This window comes from Ilumatobacter fluminis (genome assembly GCF_004364865.1).
GTDB classification, from domain to species: Bacteria; Actinomycetota; Acidimicrobiia; order Acidimicrobiales; family Ilumatobacteraceae; genus Ilumatobacter; species Ilumatobacter fluminis.
This window is the reverse complement of sequence record NZ_SOAU01000001.1, coordinates 213,943-227,371: the sequence shown is the minus strand read 5'-3', so window position 1 is coordinate 227,371 and position 13,429 is coordinate 213,943. Positions and strand designations below refer to the sequence as shown.

6 protein-coding genes are annotated in these 13,429 nt (G+C 69.0%); 1 reads left to right on the top strand and 5 read right to left on the bottom strand.

Features of this window, described 5'->3' with window-relative positions; translation table 11 throughout:
• Window positions 1-38: 38 nt before the first annotated feature.
• The gene (locus BDK89_RS00960; RefSeq protein WP_133867171.1) at window positions 39-2,594 is read right to left on the bottom strand and encodes a LuxR C-terminal-related transcriptional regulator; all 2,556 of its coding nucleotides are present in this window, start codon (window positions 2,592-2,594) and stop codon (window positions 39-41) included.
• Between the two features lie 181 nt (window positions 2,595-2,775).
• On the opposite strand from BDK89_RS00960, the gene BDK89_RS00955 reads away from it, so the two are divergent.
• Window positions 2,776-9,426 (top strand): autotransporter outer membrane beta-barrel domain-containing protein, encoded by a 6,651-nt coding sequence (locus BDK89_RS00955; RefSeq protein ID WP_133867170.1) that lies wholly within the window; start codon window positions 2,776-2,778, stop codon window positions 9,424-9,426.
• A 60-nt stretch (window positions 9,427-9,486) separates the two neighbouring features.
• Here BDK89_RS00955 and BDK89_RS00950 read toward each other — a convergent pair whose 3' ends face one another.
• The 4 genes from BDK89_RS00950 to BDK89_RS00935 all read right to left on the bottom strand — a co-directional run bounded on the left by BDK89_RS00950 (window position 9,487) and on the right by BDK89_RS00935 (window position 13,352).
• A complete protein-coding gene (locus BDK89_RS00950; RefSeq protein WP_133867169.1) occupies window positions 9,487-9,750 on the bottom strand; it encodes a hypothetical protein in 264 nt (87 codons plus the stop codon).
• 154 nt (window positions 9,751-9,904) lie between these two features.
• Window positions 9,905-10,849 carry a methylenetetrahydrofolate reductase gene (locus BDK89_RS00945; protein WP_133867168.1) on the bottom strand — a complete coding sequence of 315 codons (945 nt, stop codon included), beginning with the start codon at window positions 10,847-10,849 and terminating at the stop codon, window positions 9,905-9,907.
• Window positions 10,850-10,883: 34 nt separating this feature from the next.
• Window positions 10,884-12,029 (bottom strand): glycine cleavage T C-terminal barrel domain-containing protein, encoded by a 1,146-nt coding sequence (locus tag BDK89_RS00940; RefSeq protein WP_133867167.1) that lies wholly within the window; start codon window positions 12,027-12,029, stop codon window positions 10,884-10,886.
• A gap of 54 nt (window positions 12,030-12,083) precedes the next feature.
• Window positions 12,084-13,352, bottom strand: a complete 1,269-nt coding sequence (locus BDK89_RS00935) for an acyl-CoA dehydrogenase family protein (RefSeq protein ID WP_133867166.1) — start codon at window positions 13,350-13,352, stop codon at window positions 12,084-12,086.
• Between the last annotated feature and the right edge of the window lie 77 nt (window positions 13,353-13,429).

Below are 13,429 nucleotides of genomic sequence, written 5' to 3'. Positions count from 1 at the left end.
CGGCAGATGACCGACCGACGATGGGCGATGCTGACGGGTCAGGTGCTCGGCCGGAGACGCTCGAGCAGACCGAGTCGGTCGTTGACGCCGAGCTTCTGGTAGGCGTTGCCGAGATGCGTCTCGACGGTTCGGCGCGAGATGCTGAGCCGGTCGGCCGCCTCACGGCTCGTGAGACCCAGGGCGGCGAGGGCCACGACGTCGTGCTCGCGGCGGGTCAGTCCGACCTGTGCTGCCAGTTGGTCGACCCCACCACTGTCGCCGGTCGACACCTCGGCCGCGCGTTGCAGCAACCGTCGTCGGTCGCGCGCCGTCGCGGCCGGCGACCGTGCCGCATCGGTCGCCGCCTCCGCGGCGAGGTGAGGCGCGCCGAGTGACACGAACTGGTCGACGACGTCGGTGAGGGCATCGACGTCACCGTCGACGGCTGCCCCGATGTGGCGCTGCTGGCACTGCGGATAGCGCCCCTCGAGCTCGGTCAGGTCGAGCTGGGCGAGCAGCTCGGCTGCGGTGTCGGCGCGACCGATCCGGCACAGGTCGTGCGCACATCCGAGAGCTGCGATCACGCTGCCGCCGTCGGTCGCCGCGTCGAACCCGGCGACGAACGCCGCACGCGCGTCGTCGGGGAATCCCTTGCGGTGTGCGACCCAGCCGCGTGCTCGCGCCAGGTACGGGTCGAAGATCCGCGCCGGATGGTCCGGGCGACTGTCGATCAGCGACAGCAACTTCGCGGCGTCGTTCGGGTCGTGCCGCTGTGACGCCGCGAGGGCCTGCAGGATGATCGCCCAGCGGATCATGCCGCTGTGGTGGACCGTGGCGAACGCCGTCTCGGCCTCGGCGGCGAGTTGTTCGGCACGGTCGTACTCGCCGCGCAGATACCAGGACCACCCGTGCGCCAACTTTGCGAGTGCGACGTTGGAGGCATCGCCCGAGTCGCTCCAGCGGTCGGCCGACTCGGCCACGATGCGGTCGACTTCGGCGAACTCTCCGGCGTCGGCGAGCGCTTGGATCCGGACGCCGGCCATCACGGAGTCGGACAGAGCGAACACGTCGGGCCCGAACGATCGGTAGAAGTCGAGTGCGTCCGCGACGAGGCGGGCGGCGGCGAGCGGCTTCCCTTGTGACCGCCACCCGTGCCCGAGCGTCATCGCGACGCGAACGGCGGCGACGCCGGGCGGGAGGTCACGCAACCGCTCGGCGAGATCGACGGCGTCGGTGATCCGGCCGTGGGTGATGAGCAGTGACGCAACCGATGCACCGAGTTCGTCGCGCACCTCGCCTTCCGGCCACGAGTCGAGGGTCGCCGCCAGCTCGAGCAGTGGTGCGTCGTCGGCGCCGTGCCAGTACCAGCCGGTCACGCGCAGCTCCTCGAACTCGGCGCGATCGCGGTCGCTGTCCACGACCGCGTGCCAGTCGTCGAGCGTGGCTCGCAGCTCGTCCCATCGACCGGCGTGGTACTGGAGGTGGGCGAGGTTCCGGATGTTCGCGACGTTGGGCTCGGCGTCAACGGCGGCGCTCGCGAGGCGGGGCCCGAGTTCGAAGTCGTTGGCCGTCTTCGCCATGAGGGTCGCTTCGGTCAGCACCTCGGGGGCGACGGCGACGATGCCGTCGAGCGACCACGTGGCGAGCCGGAACCGATCGTCGCCTCGTCGCATGCCGAGAGCGACGACTCGCTCAGCGACTCGGGACCGGATCGTGCGCACACCCAACGGCGATTCGATCGCTCGCAGGATCTCCCCGTGGAGTGGGTGGGCGGTGCCGATCATCAGCCGGCGGCCGTCGAGCACGGTCGAGACCAACCCGCGTTCTTCGAGCGACTCGAGCAGCTCGGGCTCGACGAAGCTGAGCAGGACGCCGTGACTGATCGGGCCGACGACGGCGATGTAGCGGAGTGCGTCGCGCTCCGGGGGCGACAACGACCGCAGTCGCCGCTCGAGCAGGTCGACCAGCCGCGTCGACGCCCCGGGGATCCCCGTCAGCTCGGTTCCGGTCGGGCCGGCACGGAGCATCCCGTCGCTGCGAGCCGCTTCGAGCAGCTCACGCACGTACAGCGGATTGCCGCAGGTCACCTCGTAGACCGTCCGGGCCGTGGCCGGTGCCACCTCGGCGCCGAGTCGGACCCTGACGAGTTCGGCGGTGGCCGCCTCGTCGAGATCGGGGCACTCGATCGCCACGATGGATTCCGCGACGAGTGCTCGTTCGATCGGTGGCGGCACACGCGCGCCGGATCGGGCGGTCAGGACGAGGCTGGCGAGCCCGGCGTCGGCGACCTCGACGAGCACTGCGGCACTGGCGTCGTCGAGCTGGTCGATGTCGTCGACGAGGATCATGGTCGGCCCGGCCTCGGCTTCGAGCGCACGCTTGATGGTGAGCGTCGGGGCGACACCGGTGTAGGCGTCGGACGGTGAGAACCCGGCGGCAACGGCCCCGAGTGGTAACTCTCCACTGAAGGTCGAGGCGTAGACGCGGCGTGCGGCTCCACCGGCGCGTTCGTGTTCGTCGACGAGGTGGCGGGCGAGGTAGCTCTTGCCGACACCGGCGCCACCGGTGATGAGCACGCCCGACCGATCGGGGTCGTCGACGACGACGTGCGCCATCCCGACCGCCTCGGACCTCCCCACAAGCACAGGACAAATCTAGTGATCTCGGTCGAGCACCTCGTCGTCGACGGGAATCGTGACGCTCGCGTCTACGTAACTCGTTACGGATGACCGTACGCAGCGGCGTTCGTACTGTGCTCGCCAGGGACAGGCGGACACGGGCCGAAAGGGGCGCGCAATGGGAGACGGACGGAGCGGACGACGTTCGGGGCAGTGGTGGCGGACGGGGCTGTTCGTGCTGCCGTTGGCGGCGATCTTGGTCGCGGTACTCACCTCGGGCGGGCGGAGCGCCGCGCTCCCGACGTTGGGCACCGGCCAGGTGCCGCTCGCCGCCGACACCTCGGTGGAGGCGTTGCTCGACGAGATCGACGTCGACGGCAACAGCTACGGAACCGGCACCGACTTCGTCGACGCGTTCGACTCGAGTGCGTTCACCGGCATCAGCCTCGAGGCCGTCGGGTCGGCCGTGCTCGTGACCGACGACGCCTTCACGGTCGCCGCCAACGCGACCCTGCCCGGCACGTCCGGGCTCGCCGTCGACATCGTGGTGCACGCCGAGGCGGCGACGCCCGGTGACGCAGCGGCACTGGTGGTCGCCATGCACGTGAGTGACCCCGCCGACCGAGCCACGCTCGGCGAACTGCTGCCGCTCGTCGACGGCAAGGCCGGCGTCGCCGATCTGGTCGCCGACACGATCGGCGTCGTCGCGTTCGACGGCGCCGGCGACATCGACGCCCTCCCGGGCGAGTCAGCCGACTTCGTCGCGGAGGCACTCGGCGAGGCGACCGTTCCGGCGCCGCTGGCCGATACGAGTGGCGGCGCCGTGTCGATCGCGGGCGACTTCGACGCCGGAGCAGGATGGGACGAGATCGTCGACATCGTCGGCGCCGACGGCCAGACCGGCATGGCCGTGCGAGGCGTGGTCGCTGCGTCGGTCAGCGACCTGACTGGCCAGCACGCCGGGTCGGTCGGGCGTGCCGTGCTCGCCGCGCTCGACCTCGACGTGACCGCCACGGCGACCGGGCCGTCGTGGACGTCCGACCCGGTCACGCTCGCGCTGTCGAGCGGCAGCGCCGACTGGACGTTCGACGTCAACTACAACCAGGCGTCCGAGAACGTGCAGGTGAGCGGAGCCGGCTCGAGCTGGGACGCGACCGTGCCGCACGTGTTCGAGACACCGGTCGGGTTCGGCCCCGACCTGTACGTGTCGCAGAACCTCGGTGAGACGGTGACGCCGTCGATCATCCGGGTCGGCGGCACGATCGACACCTTCACCGTGCCGAACACGTCGATCGACATCGACGTCGCCGCACAGTTCACGAAGAACGGCACCAACTTCAGTGCTGCACTGACCGGCACCGCGACCGTCGACGGGGACAGTGTCACGTTCGCGATCACGCCGTCGCTCAGCGACGGCGCCCCGGCAGTGGGGTTGACGGCGACGTTCCCCGACCTCGACGTCGCCGGGCTGGAGACCATGTTCGGCAGCTCGCTGTTGAACTCCGGCGACATCCCACCCTCGTTCCGAACGACGTCGATCTCGAACCCGGTCGTCTCGATCTCGATCGCCGCCGACGTGTTCCGAGTCGGCGCGACCGGCAAGCTCGAAACCTCCGTGTTCGACGGCGACGCGACGGTGCTGGCGAGCCTCATGGTGTTCGCCGACCTCGGCACGACGCCCTCGGCGATGGTCGGTGTGAGCCCGTCCGAGCGCCCGATCGGCGGCGACGGTGCCGCGGGCGACGACATCATGCTGTCCGACATCGTTCCCGGTCTCGACGCCGCCTTCGACGTGGCGGTGTACGACGCCGACGATCCCACCGTCGGGTTCGGCGTCGTCTTCTCGACCGATCGCGCACGGATCGGTGGCGACCCCTGCAGCGTGTCGGCCGACCCGTGCCCGACACTCAACACCCGGCAGACGGTCACGACGAACGTCGCCCAGTGGCTCATGCCGCTGTGGGGGTACGACGGCAGCAACGAGGCGCTGACCGACAGCACCTCGCTCACCGGTTCGTGCACGATCTGCTCGTTCCGGACCGACTATCAGCCGGCGACCTCGTTCATCGTGCCGCAGGGGCTGACGACGGCCGGCTCCTTCGTCATGCCGCACCCGATCGGCGCGCAGTCCGACACGTCGGCCTGCACGAGCGATCCGGGCTCCCAGGCGTGTGCCGACGCGCTGGGGTTGCTCGGCGCGATCGGCTTCGATTCGAGGGTCACGATCACCGGCACGATCCCGATCCCCGGCTCGTCGATGACCGATGTCGGCCTCACCCTCGGGGTGAGCCTCCTCGATGCGTCGGTCGCCGACCGCCCCACATGGCTGCACGATGCTTCGCTCGGCCTGTCGATGACGAGCGGCCTGTCCGGCTTCCAACTCGGCATGCTCGGCACGATGGACGTGGCCGTGAAGCAGGGCCTGTCGGGCGATCAGGCCGCAGCGATGTTCGCCGGGAACAGTGGCGCGATCGCCGCCAACACGCTCGCTCCCGCCGGCGCCGCCGACTGCGCCCGCGGCGGCGTGAAGAAGGTGGAACGCGACGGCACGGGCGGCTTCACCGCCGGCGAGACGTACTGCAACGACCTGTTGCGTCTGCTGGTGAGCGCATCGATCGAGGCAGGGCCGGACGGCGTCGCCGTCGACCTGATCGGCGATGCGCAGTCGATCCTGGAGTCGGGTGACCCGAACCCGGACGGCTGGCGCCCGATGGGCTTCGACAAGTTCGCGATCGGCCAGGTCACCGCGACCCTCGGCATCGAGTCCGGCTCGTCCGGCACCTCGGTGACCCTGGGAGGCGCCTTCAGCGGATCGATCGAGACGACGCCGAACATCCCGTTCAGCGCTGCGCTCGAACTCGGCTTCCTGCCCAACCTCGTCGAGTTCAACGGCATGCGGCTGAACGTCGCACAGGTGTCGCTCGACAACATGGTCGAGATCTACGAGTGGGTGTCCGGCCAGGACGTCCCCGACGGCATCGAACTGCCCGGCGTGTCGTTGCGGAACGCCGCGATCAACATCGGCACCGACGACATCCAACCGCTCTGCATCCAGGCGGGCTTCGTCCTGAGCGGCGACCTCTACATCAGCGACGACCCTGGGCCGTCGGATCTGCCGCTGTTCAGCTGTGACGCCAACCCGACGTCGGCCACGTTCGGTCAACTGTCACCCGCGCCGACGGCTGCATGCGACCAGGACGACATCGAAGCCGGCTGTGTCGCCGGCATCCGGCTGGCGGTCAACGATCGAGGCCTCGTCGGCGACGCGTTCATCGCTGCGTTCGACGCCGGCCCGGTCCACGTGCTGGCTCCCGCCGTCGGCGAGACCGGCGAGGACGGACGCGGCGTTTCGCTCCGGTTCGAGGTCACCACCGGCGGCGCGTTCATCCACTTCTACGGCGGCGCGGCGCTCGGCGGAACCGAGTCGAGCAGCGGTTGTTCGCTCGGCGCCTACTGCGACGCGTGGGCCAACGGCGACTTCAACGCCAAGCTGACGGCGACGCTGTCGGGCGCCGACGTGAAGCTGTACGGACAGGTCACGTCCGCGCTCCCGGCCATGAACTACAAGATGCTCGTCGCCGGCCAGTTCACCGCGAACACCGCCGGCTTGACCGACCTGTTCGGTGACGGCACGATCCCGGACAACAACTTCGCACTGCATGTCGAGTTGGCGAACAGTGAGGTCGCTCCCGAACTCGACTTCGCCTCCGACCTGCAGTCGACCGTCAGCTCCGATCTGGCCGAGCTCACCGATGGGCTGCGCGACATCCAGAACATCGCATCGGCGCTGCGGAACAACCAGTTCTCGAAGGCGAAGCGGCTCCTCAGGGAGTACGACGCCGACTCGAACATCGACACGATCATCGACGTCATCGACGACATGCTCGACGGCGCCAGCGACTCCGAGGTCAACGCCCGGCTGAGCTTCCTGCTGAACGGTACGTACTTCGGGTTGCCGGGGATCGAGACGAAGAACATCGACGGCGACTGGGTCTGTGGATGGCCGCAATGGGGCTACGGCCCGAGCGGCAAGACGAAGACGAGTGCATCGGGCTATCCGAACGGCTTCTGCTTCCTGCACGAGCCCTTCTACATCCCGGGTCTGTGCAGCACCCTCGGGCTCGGCAGCACCTGCACACTCGATCAAATCCTCGACCGCTACATCATCGATCCGATCATCGACTCGGTGATCGCCGGCATCGACCTCGCGATCGACGCGACCGAACTCGCGAACGACCTCTCGTCGCTCGTGCTGAGCGGTGACCTGTTCAGACTCGAGTGCGCCTCGTTCGACTGGCGCGCCGGCACACTCGGCGACCTCGGTTCGGGCTACACGAACGAGATACAACTCGGCCTGTTCGTCGTACTGTTCAGCCAGGACGTCGGCGCCAGCGTGCAGTGGGACTTCGGCGTCAACGGTGACGTGTTCGCCAAGAACGCCTCCAACCTCGCAACGTCGGTGATCGACGCACTCGGCGGCACCACGCCGTCGACCTGCTGGTCGGCCGGACAACTCGCTGCCTTCTTCGGGAACGAGATCGTCCGTCCGGGCGTGACCGTCCCGGCCCGGATGGCGGCCCTGACGGTGGTCGAGCCGGGCGGCAGCCCGAACGTGGTGCACGAGGGCAACGTCGCCACGGCCACACTGACCTACGACCGTCCCGTCGCCGAGGCCCGCACCGTGTCGGTGACGTGGGGTGACGGCACGTCCGGTTCACTGACCGTGCCGATCGGCGCGACGTCGGCGTCGACGAGCCACACCTACGCCGACGACGGCCCGTCGCCGAGCGCGGCGGAGACGAAGACCGTGTCGATGACCGACCCGTTCGTCGGTCAGACCCTGTCGGTCGCCGTGACGGCGCTCAACGTCGATCCGAGCGGTGTCACCGTCGTACCGACTCCGGCGTCGATCGCCGAGAACGACTCGGTGTCGGTCGAGGTGTCGTTCACCGATCCGGGCGTGCTCGACACCCACGACGTGACGATCGAATGGGGTGACGGGTCGAGCGACACCAACTCCCTCGCCGCCGGCGTCACCTCGACGACGTTCACCCATCAGTACCTGCAGAATCCGCTCGACGAGGTGGCCGACATCGAGGTGACGGTCGTCGACAAGGACGGCGGCACGGGTTCGGGAACGTACGACCTGCCGGTCGTCAACGTCGCCCCGACGATCACCGGCATCGTGCCGGGCGGCGTGATCGACGAGGGCGTCGAGCAGCTCTACACCTTCTCGTGGAACGACCCCGGCACGCTCGACAGCCACCAGCTCGCGATCACGTGGGACGCACGCAACGGCAACACGGCGATCGACGAGATCTGGACGGTGACCGGGCTCGGCATCCTGGTCGATCGTGCCGACGACGGCCTGGGGGTCGACGACGCCGATCTCACCATCGACGCCGAGCTCCCGGTGACGCCGGGGGTCCCGACCCGAGCGATCGTCGTGCCGCACACCTATCGCGACGACGATCCGACGAGCACCCCGGCCGACGTGTACGACATCGCCGTCACGATCACCGACATCCCCGATGGCGACGTCGGAGTCGGCGGCACCGCCGAGACGGTGAACGACGTGGCGCCGGTCGTCGATCGGGACCGAGCCACGCAGACGGTGCAGTACAGCGACGAGCTCGGCACCGTGACCGTGACGGCGTCGGACGTCTCGCTCGACGTACTGCAGGCTTCGGCGACGATCACCCCGGACGGCGACAGCGCCGCGACGCTGCCGTTCGGCGGGCTCCGGCTCGACACCGTCGGATGCGCTCCGGTCGCTGGCGACCGGCAGGAGTGCACGTGGGAGGTCAACGGCATCGTCGACCTCGGTGCCGGCAGGTACCAGATCGAGGTGACCGTCGTCGACGACGACACCCTCGCCACGTCGGTGACGACCGAACTGGTCGTGATCCCTGAGGACGCCGTGGTCGACTTCCCGACCTCGAACCCGATCGACGTCCGCGTCGACGCACCGGGCGGCGACAGCCCGGCGTTCACGCTGCGCGCCGACATCTCCGAACTCGTCCCCGACTTGGCCGAGTTCGGAGCGCACCCCGGTGACATCGAGCGGGCGATCGTGAGGATGAAGCTGTCGGCGGTGGGTCCGGGGACGGCGTCACCGGAGGTCGAGTGCCGACACGAGTCGGTCGATCCGGTCGGCGACGGCTACGACCAGCACCTGATCGTGACGTGCGACTTCGACGATGTCGAGGTCAACACGTACCACGCTCAGGTCACGGTGTACGGCGAATACTGGACCGGCTTCGGTGAGGACGTGGTGACCGTGTCCGACCCGAGCCTCGGCTTCGCGACCGGAGGTGGCTGGTTCTACTGGCCCGGGACGTCCGACGAGGCAACGGGGTACGCCGGCGACCGGACCAACTTCGGTTTCACGCTCAAGTACAACCGCAAGGCCACGAACGCACAGGGCACCGTGCTGATGATCCGTCACCTCGAGGACGGTTCGATCATGCGCATCAAGTCGAACTCGATCGAGGCGCTGGCGATCGGCTCGTTCGCCGACGCCGACGGCACCCCGTTCGGTTGGGCGTCGATCACGGCGAAGGCGACGTACCAAGCGGCCGACGCCGCGGAGCCCGAGGGCAACCACCAGATCGTGCTCTACGTCGAGGATCGAGGCGAACCCGAAGACGACAACCTGTGGGTCGAGCTGCGGAACAAGGACCGCTCGCTGGTGCCGGAGATGACGCTCGACCGGGCCGCACACCCGAACGCCCCCGACCTCGAGGGCGGCAACATCCAGGTTCCCCACCAGAGCGCCGGCACCGACGGCGAGCCGGGCAACGGCAACGGCAAGGGGAAGAAGAAGTAGTGGTGGTGGCCGGCCGGACCGTGGCGTGCCCGTCGTTCGGACACGCCACGGTCCGTCCGGTCACCAGTTGATGCGTTCGCGGCGGGGTTCGTCCTGGGTGCGTCGCGTCGCGGCGACGCAGGCGAGACCGAGTGCCAACGCGGTTGCTGCTGCGAGCGAGGCGCCGAGTTCGACCTCGCCGTCGGCGATGGCGCTCGATGCGCCGGCTCGGCCGGCGTCGACGCCTGCGGCCGACTCGTCGTCAGCCGCGTCGGCCGTGGATGCCCCCACCAGGCATCCGGCCATCAGTGTTGCCACGGCGATGCCGCGGCGAATCCCTGCCATTGTGTTCTCCCGTCCCGTCGGCGTGCCGTGGTCTCGGCACGCTTCCGCCTCATGCAGTTGTACCAGAGTGGTCAACCGACCACAAGGTGTGATAACGCTGATGTGTACCGAGGTACACGTGTCACCCGCTCGGGCCACACGAGGCGAATCCGATTCAGCGGAGGCGCTCGGCGACCGACGCCATGAGGCGGGCGCGCTCGACCGGGCCGGCCGCTGTTGCGGAGCCCGACAGGTTGATCGCCGCGAACCGGTCATCGGAGAGCAGTTCGTCGCCGAGCTCGACGGCGGCGGCGACGCCTGTCTCGACGGGATCGTCGCTGGCCAAGATCCGGTCGGCCAGGCCGTCGGGCAGCGCGACGCCGGGGAACTGCGACAGTGCTCGCGCCGACGACACATCGGTCATCACCGGGACCGGGGCGACGACGGCGAGCGAGGCACCGGCCGCACCGCACCCGTCTGCGAACTCGGCGACCGCCTGCGGCGCACCGGCGTGGTTGAGGATGACGACGTCGGCGCCGGCGCGCTCCTTCATCGCCACGCGTTCGGCGCGCCGATCGCCGGGTGGGGCGATCGGGCTCTCGGCGACGGAGACGTGAGCGCCCGCGGATCGTGCGATCCCGGCGAGCTGGGCCCCGTCGAGGGTGAACGTGGCCGTCGCGTCCGGTCCGAAACGCGCGGCCGGGTGGTCGCCGGTGATGCAGTGCACGGCACGCACCCCGGCGGCGACGAGTCGCTCGATCTCGGCACGGTGCTGGTCGGGTGAGCGGCGACGTCCGGTGACGGTGACCACGCACGGCAGGCCCATCTCGGCGAGCCGGTCGGCGTGATGATGGGGTGCCGCGTCGTCGGGGTCGTCGACGTGTTCGCCCACCAGCACGATCGCACCCACGTCTCGGTAGATGGCGGCGACCTCGGCCAAGACCGCGTCGTCGGTCGGGAGACGCAGATCGATCACGAAGCGTCCGAGGTCGACCGGGCGCGCCCGGTGTATGACCTCGACGGCGGCCTCGGTCACCACGGCATCGACGAACGGGCACGGGCGGCCGTCGACTTCGCACCCGAGGTCGGGTGTGACCCCACCGCACGGTCCGTGGACCATGTGTTTCGGGCACGGTGCCGCCGTCACGTCGGGCTCAGTCTTCGAGCGAGTCGGCGAACGGCAGCTCGACCAGCCGTGCGGTGCGCTGCCCGTCGTCGAGCTCGACCGATCCGACGTCGCCGGGTGTGCAGGAGGCGTCGAGCAGAGCGAGTCCGATGTTGCTCTCGAACCGGGGCGAGTGGGTCGCCGCACGGAGCAGCCCGACGCGGTCGCCGCCGATCGTGAACGGCACGGGTTGCTGCAGCACGCCGATGTCGTCGCCGTCGATCACGACACCTCGCAGACGTCGCTTCGGTCCGTCGTCGCGGATGCGACGCAGGGCCGCCTGTCCGATGAAGTCGGGGCGGTCGAGATCGAGGTGGTCGGTGAGGCCGAGTTCGATCGGGTCGGCGTCGTAGCCGGTGTCGGTCCCGTACGACAGGAGCACGTTCTCGATCCGCTCGGTCGCGTTCGGTGCGCCCGGTCCGATGTCGAACGGTTCGCCGGCGGCGGAGACGGTGTTCCACAGGTCGACCGCCCGCGTCGCGTCGTCGAGGAAGATCTCGCAGCCGCCTTGGGTGCTCCAGCCCGACTTGCTGACGACCACCTCGACGGCGGGCCCGTCGTCGAGCCGCATCGGGGTGGGCCGCTGCTCGAACTGGTCGAGTTCGTCGAACCATCCGAAGCCGAGTGCGTCGATCACGTCGCCCGCCTTCGGTCCTTGGATGGCGAGTGTGGCGGTGTCGAGCTCGGCGACCTGAGCGCGGAACTCGTGGGCGCGGATGATCGCCTGGAGCCAGAGGCGCACGTCGGAGTCGGAGATCGAGAAGCGCCACGTTCCGTCGTGCCAGTGGAACAGGACCGGGTCGTTGATGAGGCGACCGTCGTGGTCGCACATCGGTGCGTAGATCGCACGGCACCGGTCGGTGTCGCTCGTGTCGACGGCCGTGACGAGTTCGACGACGGCGTCGGCGTCGGGTCCGCTCACCTCGGTGTGGCGCTGAGCAGCGACGTCCCACATCGACACGCCGGTGGTGAGGCGCTCGTACTCACGCTCCGGGTCGCCGTAGCTCATCGGGAGCCACATGTGGTTGTACGTCGACACGGCCGTGACGCCGGCGCGTACGGTGGCCGGGAAGAACGGAGAGGTGCGGACTCGGGGTCCGATGGCGGCGACGAGATCGGGAACGGACGTGGTCACACGTTCCGGTGTGCCCGTCACCCGCCCTGCTCAAACGGCAGCCTCGGCGTTGCGCTACTCCTTGACGCCCTTCGGGGCGCGCTGGCCCATGTAGCCGAACATGTAGCCGGCGACGCGTCGCATCTGGATCTCCTCGGTGCCTTCGGTGATCCGGTAGCGGCGGTGGTGTCGGTAGATGTGCTCGAACGGCTTGTGGCGGGAGTAGCCGAGGCCGCCGTGCACCTGCATCGCCCGGTCGGCCGCTTCACAGCACAACCGGTTCGACCAGTAGTTGCACATCGAGACCTTGTCCGACACCGACCACACGCCGTAGGTGTCCATCTGCCACGCCGTCTTCTGGATGAGGGCCCGCAGCATCTCGCACTGGGTCTGTAGTTCGACGAGGGGGAACTGGATCGCCTGGTTCTGCGACAGCGGCTTGCCGAACGGCTTGCGTTCCTTGGCGTACTCGATCGACTGGTCGATGCAGAACTCCGCTGCGCCGAGGCTGGAGGCGGCTTGGCGGATGCGGTTCTCGTTGAAGAAGTGCTGCACGACCTGCAGGCCCTTGCCCTCACCGCCGAAGATCGCCGAGTTCGGCACGCGCACGTCGGTGAGCGAGATCGTGGCGTGGTCGGTCGGCATGTTGAACGTCCACAGGAACTCCTCGATCTCGAACCCCGGCGAGTCGGTCGGGACGAGGAAGGCGGTGATGCCGGTGCCGTCGCCGTCCTCGCCGCTGGTGCGGGCGAAGATCAGGTCGTAGGGCGCCGTGTCGATGCCGGTGTTCCACGTCTTGTTGCCGTTGATGATCCAGTCGTCGCCGTCGCGGACGGCGCGGGTGTCCATGTGGGTGGCGTCGGAGCCGTGGTCGAGTTCGGTGATGCCGAACGCGAAGCCGGTCTCGAGTCGGGCGAGCGGCTCCATCCACTCGGCCTTCTGCTCGTCGGTGCCGTAGTGCATCATCAGGAGCAGGCCGACGTTGTTGCCGACGATGCTGTGTTCGTTCTGCAGGTCGTTGTGGAGGCCGAGGCCCTTGCGGGCGAGGTGCTCACGGATCACGGCCATGCCGAGGTTCGTGCCGTCCTTGCCGCCGAATTCGCTCGGGAGCGCGTACCGGAAGTGGCCGGCGTCGTCGGCGGCGAGCTTCGCTTCGCGCAGGAGCGCGTACCACTCGTCGTTGGGGAGGCCACCGCGTTCCCAGTCGGTACGGGCGTCTTCGCGGCGGTGGTCGAAGAAGCGGATGTTGTCGTCGCGCTCCTCCATCGGCTTGATGACCTGCTCGATGAAGTCGTCGAGCTCGTCGAGATAGGCCGCCAGGTCGTCGGGCAGATCGAAGTTCACGTGTTGCCTCCGTGGGTCGTGACCGTGTCTCCGAACGTAACGACGGCCTCTCGTGCGACCGCAGTCGGAGCGTCGCC